Genomic DNA, 17,943 nt, shown 5'->3' with positions numbered 1-17,943 from the left:
ACTCTGCGAGGTACATCGTGACCATGCCATCGAAATTGCTGTGGGGCGAAGGCTTGTTCCTGCGTCCCCAACATTTCCAGCAGCAAGACCGCTACCACGAGGCGCGCCTGAACCAGACCGCGCGCGCCTTGCATCCGTATTGCTGGGGCGTGCGGCGCATCGCCGTCGACCACGATGCCCTGAAATCCGACACGCTGCGCATCGACGCGCTGTCGCTGGTCTTCCCCGACGGCGAGTTGTACCGCGCTCCGGAATCCGATCCGCTGCCGCTGCAGGTACGCCTCGGCGAGCTGCCGCCGAACACCCAGACCATCACCTTCCACGCCGCCCTGCCCGCGCTGAAACCTCACGGCGACAACTGCGCCGAGCCCGACGAGGATGCCGGCGCGGCCCGCTTTGCCCAGCACGAGCGCGACACGCAAGACCTCTTCACGCACGCGGCTGACGCCCCGGTGGTCTACCTCAGGAAAACCCTGCGCCTGGTGCCGGACGAGGATGCGTTGGAAGCCTTCGACAGCTTCCCGCTGCTGCGCCTGCGCCGCGTGGCGACCGGCGGCTTCGAGGTCGATCCCTCGTTCACGCCGCCGAGCGTGTCGATCGAAGGCGCGCCCGGCCTGCACAACGCGGTGGCGCGCCTGATGGAAAAGCTGCTGGCCAAGGTCAACGCTTTATATGGCCACATGCGCGAGCCGAGCCGCAACGTGGTCGAGATCCGCGGCGGCGACATGTCCTCGTTCTGGCTGCTGCACACGGCCAGCACCGGCTACGCGGCCCTGTCGCATTACCTGCACCACCCCGAGCTGCATCCGGAACGCCTGTTCGGCGATCTGTTGTCGCTCGCCGGCGGCCTGATGGCCTATTCGCGCAGCTACAAGCTGGAAGACCTGCCCGCCTATTCCCACCTCGACCCGGGACCGGCATTCGCGCGTTTGGTGGACATCCTGCGCGATTTGCTCGACACCGTGGTGTCCTCGAAATACTTCTCGATTCCGCTCTCGAACGACCGCCCTTCGTACCACCTGGGCGCCCTCGACTCGGGCAAGATCAACGCCCAGACCACGCTGTATCTCGCGGTGTCGGCCGACATGCCGGCGCTGCAGCTGGTCGACATCGTGCCGCTGCGCTTCAAGCTCGGCGCGCCGCAGGACGTCGACAAGTTCGTGCTCTCGGCCATGCCCGGCGTGCGCCTGGTGCACGCGCCGCAGGTGCCGGCGGCCTTGCCGGTGCGGCCCGATACCTATTACTTCGCACTGGAAAACCGCGGCACCCTGTACGACAACATGCTCAAGGCGCAGGCCATCTCGATCTACGTGCCGAACGGGATCCGCGACCTGCAGCTCGATTTGATCGCGGTGGCGGCATGAGCGGCCACGTCGAACGGCGCGCCGCGCCCCAAGCCGGCAATCGCGGAGCGGCAGGCAGCACGCCGCAGAACCTGGTCGACCTGATGTACGAAGGCTTCTATGCCCTGTTCCTGCTGAAGAACGGCTGCGGCCCGCACGACAAGACCGCCTTTGCCGACCACATGACGGCCTTCCTCGGCGACGTCGACCGCAACGCCAAGGCGCTCGGCGTGGCCGCGGAAGACGTCACCGCCGCCAAGTACGCCTTCTGCTCGGCGGTCGACGAAATCATCCTGCGCTCGAACTTCGAGGTGCGCGAAGCCTGGGAAACGCGGCCGCTGCAGCTGCGCGTGTTCGGCGACCAGCTGGCCGGCGAGCACTTCTTCCACCGGCTGGAGGATTTGCGCGCGAAAGGCAGCGTGCACCTGCAGGCGCTGGAAGTCTTCCATATGTGCCTGCTGCTCGGCTTCCAGGGCCGCTACGCGCTCGACGGCCAGGACAAGCTGAACTACCTGGTGGCGCGCCTGGGCGACGAGATCGCGCGCATGCGCGGGAAAAGCCGCGGCTTCGCGCCGCATGCCGAGCGGCCGGACCAGGTCGTGAACACCCTGCGCAGCGATCTGTCGCTGTGGGTGCTGTCGGCCGTGTTCGCGCTGGCCGGGCTGGCGGCCTACGTGGGCTTTCGGGCCAAGCTCTCGCACGACACCGAGACCACGCTGGCCAGCTACAACGACCTGGTGAAACTGCCGCCGCGCGCGGCGAACGTGACCATCACCCTGCCTTGAGCTTTGCTTGAACGGACTGGCACGGCAGGGAGAAATCCACGTGGTAGTGCTCGTCGTGCCGGATCCAGGGCTTGCCCTTCATGAAGGGCAAGCTTTCCAACGCCTTCCCACGCGCCGTCTTCAGGAGCGCCGGCATCAAGGCCGGGTCGAAGATCACGAGTGCGATGCCGACCTTCTGCTTCCGCGCCGCTTCCTTCAGTGCGTACAGGTGCTCGGCCAGCGCCGCATGGTCGATACGCAGCTCGCCTGCCTTGCCGCGCGCATCGAACTCCAGGCCGTAGCCGAACTTGTTCAGCGGCGAGGACGGCAGCGGCACCGAGCGCCCTCGCGCATCCAGTACCGGCACCATGAAGTCGATTGACAGGCCGTTCTGGTGGGTGCGGTGCGGCCGCATCCTGCCGCCCTCCGCCAGGCCGGTTTCGCCATACACGAACTGCTTGCCCGGCGCGCTGCGCGCCAGCGCCGCGTAGGCGTCGAGCACGACCTCGCCCACGCGGGCATGGACATGGGTGCGTCCCATCTGCACGCCAAGCTGGCTGTAGGCTTGGAAGTTAGTGCCGCTCGCCGGCAGCGCAACCGCGCCGGCGATGCTGCCGGCGCCGGGGCGGCCGTAACAGGTGCTGGCCTGCGCCGGCGCGGCAAGGAGGAAAGGGATCAGGAACGGAAGGAGATGGCGTTTAGCGGGGTCTGCAGTCACTGGACAACCTTGAACTCGATGCGGCGATTGCGCGCGCGGCCCTCGATTGTACGATTGTCCGCCACCGGCCGGTCCGGTCCCTCGCCAGACACCGCGATCAGCTCGGGATTCACACCGCGCGATGCCACATAGGTCTTCACCGCTTCCGCGCGCGCCTGGCTCAGCGACAGGTTGCCGGCGCGCGAGCCGGCGTTATCGGTGTGGCCGATCACCTCGACCTTGACGCCGCCCAGTTTTTTCAGCGCCTGGCTCATCTGGTCGAGGATCTCCATGCCCGAGGGCGCGAGCGCCGCCTTGCCCGACTCGAACTCGATGATGCGGTTGGCCAGCACGGCATCGAGTTCGCCCTGCTGGGTCGCCGCCACGCGCAGGCCGTTGTTCACCGTGTAGGTCGGGTTAAGGGTGCTGGCGATGTCGCCGGCGATCTGCTGGCGCTGGGCCTCGTTGGCGACGTCGCCGCGCAGGCTGACGTTGTTGCCGTCGATTTTCAGCTGGCCGCGGCTGATCATCTTCAGGTTCGGGCCGATCAGGCGCTGCACGTAGTCGTTCCAGTTGGCCGGCGTGGCCACGGTGCCGACCGCGAGCTGGTCGATCACGCGTTCGGCGCCGTACACCGCGCGCAGGCGCGCCAGCAGCGCCGCCTTGCTGGCTTCGTCGGCAACGGTGCCGGCAACGACGATCGGTGCGTTCGCTGCTGCGCCCTGCACCGGCGCAGTCGCAGAAGCGGGCGCGCCGGCAGGCGCCTGCGCCGCTGCGGACCCGGCGGCGAGCAGCGCCGCCATGCTGATCAAGGATAGTTTCACGCTGCGCCTCCAATGAAAGTCTTCAGGAACAGTTCGCGCGCCATCTTCAGCGGCAGCTGCGGCTGGTCGAGGTAGCTGGCCAGGGCGCGCACGTCGACGTCAAGGCCGAGCTGTTCGTCGATCCAGCCCAGGTCGGCAAAACGCACCTGCTGCTCGGCGCCGGCCAGCGGGTCGACGATCGCGCGCAGGGTCTGGGCGGCGGCCCCGCAAAAGCCGATCACCAGCACCGGCCGGCCGTCCAGGCAGGTGAGGAACAGCGCCAGGTCGAAGCCGGTGCGGCGCACGAAAGGCGCGACCAGCTCCAGCCAGAAGGCGGCAACCTGGGCGCGCAGGGCCGCATCGTCGGGCAGCGGCAGCACCAGGCTCTTGTCCACCTGGGCCGGTTTGCTGTGCATGACCGGCTGCAGCAGCAGGCCGAGCGCGAGGATGGTGCGGCTGGCGTCCAGGCCGCCCAGCAGGTCCGACAGCGAGCCGACGGTGGCGCCGGCGAGGAAGCCGGACAAGGCGGCGTCGGCTTCGCCCAGCGCGATCGCCGCTTCGCTGATGCCCTGCAGGTGCGGCGCCGGATCGCAGGCTGCCAGCACCTGCGGCGCCGCAGCTTCGAGGAAGGTCCAGAGCGGCGCAAAGGCCAGCACGCAGCGCGACAAAAAGGCCGGCGGATCGGCCACGTCGAGCGTGCGCATGGTGAGAAAAGGGAAGCGCCGTCCCGGCGCATCGTGGCTGGCCACCAGGTGCCCGGCCACGGCGTGGCGGCGCGCCGGGCCGACAAAGGCAAAGCTGACCGGCGCCATGGCGTCGTAGTCGATCTTCCAGCGCGCGTTCGAAGGCAGGCGCTGCATGACGGCGGCCAGCCAGTCGTCGAGCATGCTGATGGCCGCGGCGTCGTGGGCCAGCTTGACGAAGTCGCTGCGCGCCGGGATCTTGCCGAAGTAGCCGATCCGGCTCGATGCCGCACGCATCATTGCACATCTCCGGCGGCGGCCATGACCGGGGTTTCGGTCCGGTGCTCGAGCGCACGGCCGACGATGGCCGGCGGCAGGCGCATGCCCTTGAAGCCCTGGCTGCCGGCGGCCGAGCCGCCGGCATTCGCTTCGGCGCTGCTGGTGATCTTCAGGTCGACCGCTACCGACACCGCGCCCCCGGGCCCGCTCCAGCGCAGCTCGTGCACGCCGCCCTCCTTGCGCTTCTTGGCCGCCGCCTCGATCATGCGCTTCAGGCCGAACTGCCCGGGCTCGTTGAACAGCTCCACCGTGCGCCCGTCGAAGGTGACGGCCGTGATGCGCGCCCCCGAGGTGCCCGGTCCTGGATGGACCATGTTGAACCACACCGGCGGCGTGTTCCGGTAGCGCAGCTGCTGGCCGTCGATCTCGATCGTGTATTCGGTGGTGCCGGGCGCTGGTGTGGCCTGCAGCTGGAACACCGTCTGCGGCCCGGACGACGTGGGCGAGGCCACGCCGTTGCTCGATAACGGCGCCACCCAACCGGGGAAGGACTGCACCGCCGCCGGCGCCAGCGTGATGCCGATGTCGGCCCAGGTGCGCGGCGAGAGCACGTCGCCGCGCCGCACCACCAGCGGGCCCATCGAGGCGTTCACGAACTTCGCCACCGCGCCTTCCGGCCCGAACACCTGGCCGATCTCGGCGCCGTTGGCTTCGATCTTGCTGCCGGGCGCGAACGGGTACTTGTCGGCCAGGGTTTTCTGGAAGGGCTCGACCACTTGCGCCTGCCAGGTCTTGTTGATCTCGGATTCCGATGGCTGCACGATCATGGCGAAGGTCTGGATCAGCGGGCGCACCAGCAGCGGACGCAGCGCCGCCTTCTGCGGCTCGCTCATCCCGGTCAGCATCTGCTCGTCGACGTACTTCAGGGCGTCGGCCAGTTCCGAACCGCTGCCTTCCAGGGTCTGCTGCATGAACTGCTTGGCGCCGGGGCCGGGGTCGCCCTGGTTCTTCAGTTGATTCAAGCGGGTGCGCAGGCGCGACAATGCATCCAGGTAGCCGCTCATCAGCGAGGCTTGCTGCTCGCGCGGCCCGACCAGGCGCGCCACGCCGGCGAACTCGCGGGCGATGACACCCATGGCGCCCGGGGTGGCGGCAGCACCCGGGGCCAGCTGCCCGACGGCATCGGCCAGCGTGCGCGCATCCGACGGCGCGCGGCGCAGCACCACTTCCTTGAACCAGCCGATCACGCCGCGCTCGGCCTTGCTCAGGTTCGGGCGGGCGGCGCCGGGATTGTCCCAGGAGGTCTCGTCGTAGATCGTCTTCAGCAGGCGCGCCAGCGGCGAATTCTGCGGGTCGCCGAGGCGGTTCATGGCCTGCACGCTGGCCTCGAAACCCTTCAGGTCGGCCACCGTCACGCCCTGCACGAAGCGCCCCCACTCTTTTGCATACTCGGCCTTGTACATGTCGACCAGGGTTTTCTGGATCTGCTCGGGGCTGCCCTCGAGCGTCAGGTCGTCCTTGGCCACGGTCTTCAGGACCCAGTCGGTGCTCGACAGCTCGCGGTTCGACGCTTCGCGGATCGCGCCCTGCACGTACTTGTCCCAGGCATCGCGGGTGAATGCGCCGCTGACGGCGTGGCTGCCGGCGAGCAGGCCTCGGTCCTGGCCATCGCCATGCTCGCCGACGATGCGCGCCACCGTCACCGCCGGGAAGCGCGTGGCGGCGCGGGTCTTGATGTCGGCATACACGCGTTCGCGCGCCGGCGTGCCGCGCACCACGCGGCGCAAATTCTCGCGCACGCCGTCGAGCAGGCCGAGCTTGAGCGTCACCTGCGGCCAGGCCTGGTCGTTGATCTGGGCCAGGTAAAAGCTCAGCAGGCGCTCGGCGCTGCGGATCATCTGCTCGCGCGGCATGGCACCGCGATTCGCCTCCAGCCAGGTGCGCCAGTAGCGGGTCAGCTGGTCGTTCAGGTGGCCCGGTTCGGCATGGCTTTTATCGCCCAGCATCAGGTAAGTCTTCAGCGCGTTGTAGGCGTCGGCCACGTTGGTCGGCGAGACGTCCTGGTAAGGCTGGCCGGATTTGACGGCAGGCGCGGCCTGCACATCCTGCGCCTGTGCATTCGGCGCCTGTCCACTTGAATCCAGCGCCGCCGCATTCGCGTTCACCTCGGCCAGCATGGTCTCCAGCGCGGCGGCGACCGGCTCCACCATCACCGCACGCGCCCCAGCGAAGTATTCGTCGCGCAGCTTGCGCTCGACCTTCTCGCCCTGGTACAGGCCGAAGGAGAGCGCCCAGGGCTGGTCCTGCTTGTACTTGTCGAGCTGCTCGATGCGGTCCTGCAAAATGTCGAGCGCTTCCAGGCGCGACTGCAGATCGATGCGCTTGTCCTGCATGCGCATCACCTTGTCCAGGTCGGCCTGGACATTCGCCACCAGCTGGCTGTTGCCCATGTAGGACCAGCTCCAGCCGCCCAGTGCGGCGCCGAGGGCGATGGTGGCGGCAAAGAAGGCCGCGTACTTCAGGCGCGCGCTGGCCGGATTCGTGTAGCGCTTGACCAGTTCGCGGTCGGCGAAGATCACCTTCCTGAACAGCTCGAGCAGGAAGTAGCCCTTGCCCTCGCCCTCCTTCGCCGGATTCTCGCCTTCTGCGGCGCCCCCCTCGCGCAACTCCAGGTCGAAGCGGTTGGCGACGCGCTTCGAGGCCAGGTCCTGCACCGCGCCTTCCTGCAGCGCGCTGGTAAAGTAAAAGCCGCGGAACACCGGCTTGAACTGGTAGGTGTTTTCTTCGAACAGGGTCGACAGGAAGGCGCGCAGCGGGCTGCGGACCGAGGCGAATTCGAGCGGGAAGGTGAACACGCCGGGCCGCATCTGCGTGCTGCGGTTGCCGGCCATGTTCGCCAGGCTGAGCTCTTTCAGCCCGTCGTGCAGTTCGTCGAAGTGCTGGTCGAAGAAGGCCAGCACGTCCTGCGGCGTGCTGCGGCGGTTGTAGCGCAGCGTGGCGCCCCACACCCGGTCGCGCTCGCTGCGTTCGCTGTCGTGGAAGAAGTCGGCAAAGCCCGCGATCAGATCGGCCTTGGTGAAGATCACGTACACCGGCGCATACACGCCCAGGCGTTCAGTTAATTCCTGGACCCGGGTGCGCAGGCTCTTGGCCAGCTCCATCGAGGCGCTGGCCGACCCGCCCGTGAGTTCGGCCACGCTGACCGCGATCAGGATGCCGTTGATCGGCGCGCGGCGGCGGTGTTTTTTCAGGAGGTCGAGGAAGCTGAACCACTCGTCGCGGTCGCCGTCCTGCACCGAATAGCGGCCTGCCGTGTCGAGCAGGATGCCGTCGGTGGTGAAGAACCAGTCGCAGTTGCGGGTGCCGCCCACGCCCTGCACCGCCTTGCTGCCCGGGATCGGGAACGTCAGCCCGGAATGGGCGATGGCGCTGCTCTTGCCGGCCGCGGGGTTCCCGATGATCATGTACCAGGGCAGCTCGTACAAGGCTTCGGCGCCGCGCGTCAGGCCCAGCTTCGAGGTCTTGATGGTGTTGATCGCCTCCAGCATGTTCTTGCGCAGCACCGCGACTTCGTTGCGGCCGCTATCGGCGCCGGCGCCTGCGCCCGCTTCGCCGGCCGCCAGGCTGGCGGTCAAGCGTTTCGCGGCGCGGATGCGCCACAGCTTGCGCGCGCCCCAGAACATGCCCCACAGCGCCAGCAGGCTGAGCGCCGCGATGAGTGCCCAGATCAGGCCGATTTCGAAGGTATCGGCCCCCAGCAGCAGGAAGCCGAGCAGTGCAGTGATGCCGATCACGACGAGCACGCGGCTGTCGGTGAGGAACTTCCAGAGACGGGCCATGGCGGGAGCTTGTGTGGGTTATGGAAAGGGTCGGACAGGCAATGCTCGCACCATTCCTACCGGAAAAATTTGACCCGCATCAAGCTCCTTGGGAAGGTGTGCTAGCGGCGCATCACCCCCGGCAAGCGCAATTCCGTGTGCCCGAGGTCCATCATTTTCCAGCGTCCGCCCCAGGTCAGGCCGAGCTGCTCGGCCACCTCGCCATACAGCCGGTAGCCGCGCATGGCCCAGGGGTCTTTCTCGGAAATGACCAGCTTGCCGTCGCGCCAGAATGCGCAGTCGGCGGCCAAGCCGTACTGGTGCCAGCTCTGGAAGGCGCGCGCATTGGTGACGGTGCCGCCCATCTGCGCCAGCAGGTCCTGGCGCGCCGGGCTGCGGTAGCCTTCCAGCAGCGCCATTTCATAGCCGTGCTGTTCCTTCATGATCTTGAAGGCGAGCAGCAGGCGCGCGTTGAAGTCCGGGTGCAGCAGGCCCCAGTTGCGGCTGGCGCTCACCAGCATCGGCCGCACCAGCACCACTTCCTGGGTGGTAAAGGCCAGCGGCGGCGGCGCCACCGGCGGCACCAGCTGCTCGCCCTGCAGCAGCGCAGCGATCTGGGCGTCGGGCAGCGCGGCGGTCGGCACATAGTCGGGCAGCATGGCGGGCGAGCGCAGCACCAGGGCCAGCAGCGAGGGAATTGCAATCACCGGCACCCCGATGGCGAACACGATCCAGTTGCGGCGCGCCAGCTTCATGGCCGCCGCCAGCCCGCCGGCCAGGCCGCGCCTGAACGCCCCGCGCTCGCGTGCGGGCGCCCCGCGCCATGTGGCATCGCGCCGCTTCATGCGGCTGCGCAGGCTGAAGACGAACTGGCCCAGCATCGCCCTTCCGGTTGGAAAACAGGCCAGCCAGATCAGGGTGCAGGCGACGCAAAAGTACAGAAGTGCGAGAAAAATCAGCATGGTTTTTCCCAGATTGTTTCTAATCGGATTGGAAACGAATATCTTAGGAGTAATGCCGTGCGCCCTACAGACGAAAATCAAGGGCCCTCGACGCGACCGAATTTGATGTCGTCGCGCCGCGGGGCCGGTGAAGAAAACATCCTGGCGATGCTGGAACGCGATGCCGCACGGCGCAGCGGCACGCGCATGACCAGCCCGCGCCTGGCCTGGTACTGCGCGGCGGCGGCCTTTTCCGGCATCCTGGTCGGTGCGGTGGCGTGGCTGGCCTACGACAACCACGAAACGGCGACTGCGATGCAGGTCCAGGTGCAGGCCGAGCGCGTGGCCGAGGCGGACACCGTGACGCCGGCCCAGGCCGATGCGCCGGCCCCGGCTCCGGCAGCCCCGGCCCCGGCCGTGATCGTCGACCAGCCGCAGAGCATGCCGGCCGCCCCGCCGCCGCTGGTGATGCTGCCGCCGGAAGGGACGGCAAAAGCCAGACCGGTGGCACCGCCGAAGGAGAGCGCGCCGGTCCAGGCTGCTACGGCGCCCACCACGGCCAAGCCGGCGCAGCCGGCCGAAGCCAGGCCCGCAAAAACGGACAGGCCGGCTGCGCTGGCCAAGGCCGATAGGAGCAACAAGGCCGAGAAGGCGGAGAAAGCCGAGAAAGCGCCCCCGCGCACGGCAAAGGCGACGCGCCCGGCCGCCGCCAAGGCCGGCGCGGCGGCGCGTGCCCGGAACAAGGCGGCGTCGCCCACCGCCGCCGAACCCGCGGTCGACACCGACGTCGCCCTGATCTCGGCCATCATCGCGCATTCCGAACGCCACCGCGGCGAGCGCGAACAGCCGGCGCCCTGCACCGGGCCGAAATGCCCGCCGCAGTCCTCGGCTCCGCCCCGTCCCTGATGTGGCAAAAAACCACGGCCAGGCATCCCGGCGCCTGAAAATGCTGGGATGAAGGCGGCACCCGAGGCTATACTGTACATAAGCACAGTGGCGTCTCGAGATGAACAGGGTTCTGGAAAACGAGTTTTATTACCTGGATAACTTCCAGGCCGTCCTGGACTGGATCGCGCAGCGCTACCCGGATTTGCTGACCGACGAAGAACAGGCCTTCATTGCAGCCTTCCCGGCGCTGCCGCAGCCGGCGCGCGCCCTGTTCGTGCGCATGGTCATGCGCAAGGGCGAGCTGTTTCGCGCCAGCAAACTGCGCTATGCCGAAATCGGCTGCCCGGTGGAAGCGGCGCAACACCTGTTCCCGACCGGCTGGGTGTCGGGCGACCCCGACCTCACCCTCGACGAACTGTTCGACCTGCTCTCCAAGCCCGAACTCGTCCTCGCCTTTGGCGACCGCCTCCAGCACAAGAACGCGCGCAAGGCCGAGCAGCTCGCAGCCCTGCGCGCCAGCATGGGCGCGACTGCAGAGCAGACTGCGGGGGAAGTTGCTAACCAATCCGGCGAGAGCGATGCCGCGCCTCCGGTCCGCTCCTTCTCCAGCTGGTTCCAGGACAGCGGCGACCTCGCCCTGCGCATCCACGTCAAGCCCCTGTGCGACCGCCTGCGCCTGATCTTCTTCGGCAATTTGCGCCAGGACTGGACCGAGTTCGTGCTGTCCGACCTCGGCCTGTTCCGCTACGAGCAGGTCGAGTTCTCGCCGGCCTCGCGCGGTTTCCGCGAGCGCAGCGACATCGAGCACTACCTCGTCCTGCACGCTTGCCGCGCGCGCTTCGCCGAGGGCCTGGAGCCGCTCGAGGACATCGTGCGCGACGTGCCGCAACACGCCTTCCACAACGACTGGCTCGAGAGCCGGCGCGAAAAGCTGCTGTTCCAGATGGGCCAGCACTACGAGAAGGGAAAGGACTGGGCGAATGCCCACGCCGTCTACACGCGCTGTCGCTTCCCTGGCGCGCGCGGCCGCGCCATCCGCGTGCTGGAAAAGGCCGAACGCTACGACGAGGCCTGGGAACTGCTGCTGGCGGCGCGCGAAGCGCCGGAGAACGACGCCGAGCGCCAGCACCTGCTGCGCATCGGCCCGCGCCTGGCGCGCCGCCTCGGCCACCCGAAGACCATCGCGCGCCGGCCCGACCCGGTGCGCCTGGACCTGTGCCTGCCCATGCCTTCGGGCGACTGGTGGGTCGAAGGCGTGGTGCGCGAGCACCTGGCCGGCGAACACGCACCCGTGTTCTACGTCGAAAACATGCTGGCCAACGCCCTCTTCGGGCTGTTGTGCTGGCGCGCGATCTTCGCCGCGATTCCCGGCGCCTTCTTCCACCCGTTCCACCGCGGCCCGGCCGATTTGTACAGCCCCGACTTCCACCAGCGCCGCGCGAACGAGTTCGCCGATTGCCTGGCCCAGTGCGACGATGGCCGCTACCGCGCCACCATCCTCGGCCACTTCGCGGAAAAAGCCGGCATCTCCTCGCCCTTCGTGTCCTGGGAATACCTGGACGCCGGCCTGCTCGAACTGGCCCTGGACTGCATCCCTGCCGCCCACCTGAAGAAGTGGTGCGAGCGCATCCTGGCCGACGTCAAGGAAAACCGCACCGGCTTCCCCGACCTGATCCAGTTCTGGCCGCATGAAAAGCGCTACAACATGATCGAGGTAAAGGGGCCGGGCGACCGCCTGCAGGACAACCAGCTGCGCTGGATCGAGTACTGCGCCACCCACGGCATGCCGGTCTCGGTGTGCTACCTGCAGTGGGAGCAGGCTGCTTGAGCGAGCCGGCGAAGTACGTTGTCGCCGTGCGCGCCCTGTGCGAGTTCACCGCCAAGCAGGGCGACCTCGACCTGCGCTTCACGCCCTCGCCCACGGCCCAGGAAGGCATCGCCGGCCATGCCGTGGTAACGGCGCGCCGCGGCGACGGCTACCGCACCGAAGTCTCGCTCTCCGGCGACCACGGCCTGCTGCACGTGCGCGGCCGCGCCGACGGCTACGACGCCCGCGAGAACCTGCTGGAAGAAATCAAGACCTACCGCGGCAAGCTGTCCTCGATGCCGGAGAACCACCGCCACCTGCACTGGGCCCAGGTGCGCATGTATGGCCACCTGCTGTGCGCCCAGCTCGGACTCGACAGCGTCAACCTGGCACTGGTCTACTACGAGATCGGCAGCGGCCATGAGACAGTGCTGCGCGAAACCCGCAGCGCCGCCGAACTGAAGGCGACCTTCGAAGAACGATGCCTCCGTTTCATCGCCTGGGCCGAACAGGAGCTGCGCCACCGCGAGGCGCGCGATGCGGCCCTGGTTGCGCTGCGCTTCCCGCACGCCAGCTTCCGCCCCGGCCAGCGCCAGCTCGCCGAGACCGTCTTCAAGGCCAACAGCACCGCGCGCTGCCTGCTGGCCCAGGCCCCGACCGGCATCGGCAAGACCGTCGGCAGCCTGTTCCCGGTGCTGAAAGCGGCGCCAGCCCAGCGCATCGACAAGGTCTACTTCCTGGCCGCGAAAACCCCGGGCCGCCAGCTTGCCCTCGACGCCGCCGCCACCATCCGCGCCGCCGATCCGCGCCTGCCCTTGCGCGTGCTGGAATTGACCGCACGCGACAAGGCCTGCGAACATCCAGACAAGGCCTGCCAGGGCGCCTCCTGCCCGCTGGCGAAAGGCTTCTACGACCGCCTGCCGGCCGCTCGCGCCGCGGCCCTGGAGGTGCCGGTGCTGGACCGCGCCGCCCTGCGCGACGTCAGCCTGGCCCACGATGTCTGCCCCTATTACCTGGGGGGCGAGATGGCGCGCTGGAGCGACGTGATCGTTGGCGACTACAACTATTACTTCGACGGCGGCGCCATGCTCTACGCGCTGGCCCAGGAACAGGGCTGGCGCGCCAGCGTGCTGGTCGACGAAGCGCACAACATGGTGTCGCGTGCGCGCTCGATGTATTCGGGCGAACTCGATCGCGCGCTTCTTCGCATGGCGCGCGCCGCTGCGCCTTCCGAGACCGTGAAGAAGGCCCTGACCAAGGTGGCGCGTGCCTGGGGCGAGATGGATGCGCATGCGCCCGCGCCCTACCAACTATTGGCCGCGCCGCCGGAAAAGCTGCTGTCGGCCCTGCTGAACGCCACCAGCACCATCAACGATTACCTGGCCGAGCAGGCCGTGCCGCTCGACCCGGACCTGCAGCGCTTTCATTTCGACGCCTTGGGCTTTCAGCGCCTGGCCGAATCCTTCGGCGAGCATTCGCTGTGCGACATCACGCGTGACGGCAAGGACACCACGGTCTGCATCCGCAATGTCGTGCCTGCGCCTTTCCTCAAGCCCCGTTTCGAGGGCGCGCATTCGGTGACGCTGTTCTCGGCCACGCTCAGCCCCTGGCATTATTTCGCCGACCTGCTCGGCCTGCCGGAGAACACCGGCTGGGTCGACGTCGAATCGCCCTTCTCCGCCGGCCAGCTGGCGGTGCACATCGCCAGCCGCATCTCCACGCGTTACCAGCACCGCGCGGCATCGCTGGCGCCGATCGCGCAACTCATGGCCGACCAGTACGCGCAAGCGCCCGGCAACTACCTGGCTTTTTTCAGCAGCTTCGATTACCTGGAGCAGGCCGCCGATCTCTTCACCCGGCTGCACCCGGATGTGCCGGTCTGGCGCCAGGAGCGGCGCATGAGCGAAGCGGAACGGGCAGCTTTTCTGGACCGCTTCCAGCCCGAAGGCCGCGGCATCGGCTTCGCGGTGCTGGGCGGCTCGTTCGGCGAAGGCGTCGATTTGCCGGGCGCACGCCTGATCGGGGCATTCGTGGCCACGCTCGGTCTGCCGCAGCTGAATCCCGTCAACGAGCAGCTGCGCGCGCGCATGCAGGCCATGTTCGGCGCCGGCTACGACTACACCTATCTGTATCCGGGCCTGCAGAAGGTGGTGCAGGCGGCCGGGCGCGTGATCCGCACCGAGCAGGACCGCGGCACCGTCTACCTGATCGACGACCGCTTCGGCCAGCCGGCCGTGCGCGAGCTGCTGCCGCGCTGGTGGCAAGTAGACACACTCAGCGCATCAGCTCCTTGAGCTTGGCGTAACCGCTGCGGCTGACCGGGACCCGTTTGCCGTCCTTCAGCACCGCGCACCAGCTGTCGCGGGTCGGCGCCTCGATGCGCGCGATGGCGCCGATGTTCACGATATACGAGCGGTGCACGCGCAGGAACAGCGCCGGGTCCAGCCCGCCTTCGAGTTCCGCCATGCGTCCGTTCTTCAGGTGCGTCTTGCCGGCGGTGCTGATCGCCACGTAGTCGTCCTGGGCTTCGATCCAGTCGATGCTGGCGCTCGGCACCACGTGCACGCGCGCGCCGTCGCGCACCAGCACGCGTTCGATGAAGCCGTTGCGCTTCGCTGCGTCCTGTACCAACCCTTCCATTTGCTCCGGCGGCACGGCGCGGCTGCGCACGCTGTGCAGGGCCTGGGCCAGGCGTTCGCGGCTGAAGGGCTTCAGCAGGTAGTCGATGGCGCGTACCTCGAAGGCCTTCAGCGCGAACTGGTCGTAGGCGGTGACGAAGACGTAGCGGGTGCGCGCGGGGCTGCCGGCAGCAATACTGGCATTTGCCAGCTCCACCACTTCGAAGCCGTCGAGCTTCGGCATCTGGATGTCGAGGAAGACCAGGTCCGGTTGCAGCTCGCCGATCGCCTTCACCGCCTCGAAGCCGTTGGCGCATTCGGCCACGATCTCGATGTCGGGCCAGGCGCCCAGGAATTCGCGCAGCAGCGCACGCGCCAGGTGTTCGTCGTCCACGATGATGACCCGCATGTCCCCTCCTTAGTCCGTATCCGGTGCGTGCCGCGCCATGCCGGCGGCAGGCAGCGTCAGGTCGACGCAAAAGCGCTCTGGCTCGCGCAGCCAGTGAATGCTGGCCTCGTGCGCATAAGTCGCCGTCAAGCGCTGCCGCACGTTGGCCAGGCCAATCCCGCAACCGGCGACCGGCGCCGCCGCTTCCTCGTCGTCGGCATCGTTCTCGACGCGGATGCGTAAGAGCGAGCCCGCGCGCCGCGCCACGATCCGGATCGCGCCGCCGTCGAGCCGGTGGCCGATCCCGTGCTTGACCGCGTTCTCCACCAGCGGCTGCAGGATCATCGGCGGCACCAGGCAGTCGGCCGCATCGCCGGCCACGTCGTCCTCGAAGGCGAGACGCGGCCCGAAGCGCACCCCCTCCACCGCCAGGAAGGCACGCACCAGCGCGATCTCCTGCGCCAGCGGCACCTTGCGCTGGGCATCCATGCCCAGGCTGCGGCGGAAGAAGTCCGACAGCTGCAAGGTCATGCTGCGCGCCGCCGGCGGGTCGATCGAGGTCAGGGCGCTGATCGAATTCAGGCTGTTGAAAAGGAAGTGCGGGTCGATCTGGGTGCGCAGCATGCGCAGTTCGGCTTCCTGGGCCGCCAGCTTCATTTCGAGTTCGCGCCGCTCGAGGCTGCGCGCGCGTTCGAATTCCAGCGCCAGGTACTGGCCCACCGCCGTCATCGCGTATAGGATCACGCCCAGGCCGAACATCAGGGCGGCAAAGGGCCGCGTTACCACGAGGGTGCCCTGCGCAGGATTGGCCGACACGCCGCGCAGCAATTCGCTCCAGCCGCTGCCGGCCGCCGTCCACAGCAGGCTGGCGCAGACCGCGGTGCCCGCGAACACCAGCAGCACCGAGTGCAGGGGCCTGCTCGCCAACGGGTAGGCGCGGCACAGGTAATACGACGAAAAGCCGCTGGCGCAGCCATACACCAGCGCCAGCGGCAGGGCGAACAGCAGGCTGGCGCCGATGCGCGCGCCGGTGGCGGCCACGATCAGTCCCGCGAGCAGCAGCCCGAATAGCAGCCAGGCCGCCAGGTAGAGCGCGATGCTGCGCCGCGCATGCATCAGCCGGTCACCATCAGTTGCGGACCTCGACGCCGCCCATGATCGCGTAGCCGCGGATCACCAGGCGCTTGTTGCCGTCGGGCGGCGCAACCGTCTTCTCGTCGAAGCCGCCCATGATCGGCGTACCCTGCAGCACCACCGTCCAGTCGGGCGGGCACTTGATGGTGACGCCGCCCCAGAAGGCGAACACGTTGATCACGGCTTCGCCGGTCGCGATCGAGGCGCCGCGCATGTCGAGCACGCAGCCACCCATCACCGCGGTGATTTCGCCGCCACGGAAGTCCTGGCTGTGCACGCGGCGGTCGAAGCCGCCGAGGATGGCGGTGACGTCGATCTTCTGCGTGTCGCCGGCCGGCGCCAGGCCCTCGCCGGGCTTGTCGTCGACCATGCCGTGCCCAACCAGGCGCTGTCCGGTCGTGGCGCGGTAGACCAGCACGGCGCCGGCGCCGATCAGGAACAGCGGCCAGGCCATGCGCCAGGTGATGTAGATGACGCCGAGCCGGTTCAGGATCATGACCGTGCCGATGCCGATGCCGGCCAGGCCGATCAGGTAGCCGCTCGGGGTCGAGGTGTCGAGCAGCTTGGCGACGCCGGCGAAGATGAAGACCAGCGGCCAGAAGGCCACCGCGTCGTGCAGGTCGAGGATGTCGAGGTTATCGAGCAGGAACAGCAGGCCGACCACGATGACCATCAGCCCCAGCACCACCTGCCCCGTCATGCCGCGTTCGGCGCGGCGCGCACGGCGTTGCTGGCGCTTGACATCATGCCCCTTCATGCCGCCTTCTTCGAAGCTGTCCTTATACATGTTCCTTCTCCTTGTTCGATGCGAAGCGGCGCGCGAACACAGGCGCGAGCACCAGTTGCAGCCCCCACATCAGGATGAACAGCGGCCAGCTGTTGCGGAAGGTCAGGCCCCATAAGCCTTCGAAGACCGCGAACAGCCACAGGCCGATGAACACCGTCCACAGCCCGCTTGTGAACTCCCTGGGGCTTGGGTAGCCGATGGTCTGGTTGATGCCCGCCACCACCAGCAGCAGCGGCCAATAATGCCACAGCGTCGCGACGTCGAGGACGTCCATGCGGTCGAGCAGGAAGGCGATGCCGACCGCAATCAGGACCAGTCCCCACATCATCTGCTTGCGCTGCCTGTAACCGTTGTTTTCGGTGCCCATGCCGTCCTCCGTGTTGTGATGTCTGTACGATAGCCGCGTGCGCCGGCGTGGAAAAGCGCCATTCGGCGAATGGCAGCGCCGGATCGGTGAATGACGGAGGAATCGGCGGGCTGCGCCGCCTGGCGGTGGGCGGCGTGGCCGGGGCGCTGGAGACGCAATGCGGAAACAAACCGCAGGGACGAAAAAAAGCCCGCCTCGAAAGGCGGGCCGGATGGCGTGATGCTCCGCTGCCGCGCGTCAGGCTGCAGCGGACAGGTTCATCGCCGGCTGGTTCTTGACCTGGTTGCGGTACTTGGCGCTGGCTTCGGCCTTCTTCACGGCTTCGCGTGCGATGTTGGTGCGGCGGATTTCCAGGCGTTCCTGCTTGCCGCGGTGTTGGGCTTCGTGCTTGTTGCCGATTTTCTTGGTCATGACCTTCTCCTCTGTTGAAACGGTATACAAGGCAGTGGTCAGGAGCGGTGCTGCGATACTCGCACGTCCGCCGGCATCAGCATTTCCCAACCGAGCTGGCGGCGGATTTCTTCCGGTGCCGGCGGCGGTTTCGGGTCGCGCGAACGCCGTTCGAGGTATTCGCGCACAACATGCTTCGGTGGATTCGTGGTCGTTGCAGACATGGCGCCTCCGCT

The 17,943-nt window shown here is 67.9% G+C and carries 16 protein-coding genes; 5 read left to right on the top strand and 11 right to left on the bottom strand.

The features are described 5' to 3' along the window. The first annotated feature begins 23 nt into the window (after positions 1–23). Both tssK and icmH read left to right on the top strand, forming a co-directional pair. Positions 24–1,364 carry a type VI secretion system baseplate subunit TssK gene (gene tssK / locus ACWYRN_RS18925; protein ID WP_488689153.1) on the top strand — a complete coding sequence of 447 codons (1,341 nt, stop codon included), beginning with the start codon at positions 24–26 and terminating at the stop codon, positions 1,362–1,364. Continuing rightward, positions 1,361–2,128 (top strand): type IVB secretion system protein IcmH/DotU, encoded by a 768-nt coding sequence (gene icmH, locus ACWYRN_RS18920; protein WP_229435139.1) that lies wholly within the window; start codon positions 1,361–1,363, stop codon positions 2,126–2,128. The genes tssK and icmH overlap by 4 nt, the downstream gene beginning before the upstream one ends. Here the strand turns inward: icmH and ACWYRN_RS18915 are convergent. The 5 genes from ACWYRN_RS18915 to ACWYRN_RS18895 all read right to left on the bottom strand — a co-directional run bounded on the left by ACWYRN_RS18915 (position 2,115) and on the right by ACWYRN_RS18895 (position 9,349). Continuing rightward, positions 2,115–2,825, bottom strand: a complete 711-nt coding sequence (locus tag ACWYRN_RS18915; protein ID WP_488689152.1) for a penicillin-insensitive murein endopeptidase — start codon at positions 2,823–2,825, stop codon at positions 2,115–2,117. The genes icmH and ACWYRN_RS18915 overlap by 14 nt on opposite strands. After that, complete coding sequence (locus tag ACWYRN_RS18910) at positions 2,822–3,607, bottom strand: OmpA family protein (protein WP_488692844.1); 786 nt, start codon at positions 3,605–3,607, stop codon at positions 2,822–2,824. The genes ACWYRN_RS18915 and ACWYRN_RS18910 overlap by 4 nt, the downstream gene beginning before the upstream one ends. A 17-nt stretch (positions 3,608–3,624) precedes the next feature. Beyond that, on the bottom strand, positions 3,625–4,590 hold the full coding sequence (gene tagF / locus ACWYRN_RS18905; protein ID WP_488689150.1) for a type VI secretion system-associated protein TagF: 966 nt from the start codon (positions 4,588–4,590) through the stop codon (positions 3,625–3,627). Continuing rightward, positions 4,587–8,408 (bottom strand): type VI secretion system membrane subunit TssM, encoded by a 3,822-nt coding sequence (tssM, locus tag ACWYRN_RS18900; protein ID WP_488689148.1) that lies wholly within the window; start codon positions 8,406–8,408, stop codon positions 4,587–4,589. Before tssM ends, tagF begins: the two co-directional genes overlap by 4 nt. A gap of 101 nt (positions 8,409–8,509) precedes the next feature. Continuing rightward, positions 8,510–9,349, bottom strand: a complete 840-nt coding sequence (locus tag ACWYRN_RS18895) for a M15 family metallopeptidase (RefSeq protein ID WP_488689146.1) — start codon at positions 9,347–9,349, stop codon at positions 8,510–8,512. A gap of 105 nt (positions 9,350–9,454) precedes the next feature. On the opposite strand from ACWYRN_RS18895, the gene ACWYRN_RS18890 reads away from it, so the two are divergent. From ACWYRN_RS18890 to ACWYRN_RS18880, 3 genes are all read left to right on the top strand, one after another. Beyond that, entirely contained in the window at positions 9,455–10,234 is a 780-nt protein-coding gene (locus tag ACWYRN_RS18890) for a hypothetical protein (RefSeq protein ID WP_488689144.1), read from the top strand. Positions 10,235–10,334: 100 nt separating this feature from the next. Then, positions 10,335–12,044, top strand: a complete 1,710-nt coding sequence (locus ACWYRN_RS18885) for a VRR-NUC domain-containing protein (RefSeq protein ID WP_488689142.1) — start codon at positions 10,335–10,337, stop codon at positions 12,042–12,044. Further along, positions 12,041–14,317, top strand: coding sequence for an ATP-dependent DNA helicase (locus tag ACWYRN_RS18880; protein WP_488689141.1), 2,277 nt, complete (start codon positions 12,041–12,043; stop codon positions 14,315–14,317). The genes ACWYRN_RS18885 and ACWYRN_RS18880 overlap by 4 nt, the downstream gene beginning before the upstream one ends. Here the strand turns inward: ACWYRN_RS18880 and ACWYRN_RS18875 are convergent. The 6 genes from ACWYRN_RS18875 to ACWYRN_RS18850 all read right to left on the bottom strand — a co-directional run bounded on the left by ACWYRN_RS18875 (position 14,298) and on the right by ACWYRN_RS18850 (position 17,931). Then, entirely contained in the window at positions 14,298–15,050 is a 753-nt protein-coding gene (locus tag ACWYRN_RS18875) for a LytR/AlgR family response regulator transcription factor (RefSeq protein WP_488689139.1), read from the bottom strand. The genes ACWYRN_RS18880 and ACWYRN_RS18875 overlap by 20 nt on opposite strands. A gap of 9 nt (positions 15,051–15,059) precedes the next feature. Beyond that, positions 15,060–16,145 carry a sensor histidine kinase gene (locus ACWYRN_RS18870; protein WP_488689137.1) on the bottom strand — a complete coding sequence of 362 codons (1,086 nt, stop codon included), beginning with the start codon at positions 16,143–16,145 and terminating at the stop codon, positions 15,060–15,062. A gap of 13 nt (positions 16,146–16,158) precedes the next feature. Next, positions 16,159–16,950 (bottom strand): LiaI-LiaF-like domain-containing protein, encoded by a 792-nt coding sequence (locus ACWYRN_RS18865; protein ID WP_488689136.1) that lies wholly within the window; start codon positions 16,948–16,950, stop codon positions 16,159–16,161. Further along, complete coding sequence (locus ACWYRN_RS18860; RefSeq protein ID WP_488689134.1) at positions 16,943–17,317, bottom strand: LiaF transmembrane domain-containing protein; 375 nt, start codon at positions 17,315–17,317, stop codon at positions 16,943–16,945. Before ACWYRN_RS18860 ends, ACWYRN_RS18865 begins: the two co-directional genes overlap by 8 nt. Before the next feature lie 237 nt (positions 17,318–17,554). Beyond that, positions 17,555–17,728 carry a hypothetical protein gene (locus tag ACWYRN_RS18855; protein ID WP_229435125.1) on the bottom strand — a complete coding sequence of 58 codons (174 nt, stop codon included), beginning with the start codon at positions 17,726–17,728 and terminating at the stop codon, positions 17,555–17,557. Between the two features lie 38 nt (positions 17,729–17,766). After that, positions 17,767–17,931 carry a hypothetical protein gene (locus ACWYRN_RS18850; protein ID WP_229435124.1) on the bottom strand — a complete coding sequence of 55 codons (165 nt, stop codon included), beginning with the start codon at positions 17,929–17,931 and terminating at the stop codon, positions 17,767–17,769. Positions 17,932–17,943: the final 12 nt, after the last annotated feature.

The organism is Massilia sp. BAP21 (assembly GCF_057801335.1).
This window is presented reverse-complemented; position numbering and strand designations above follow the sequence as displayed.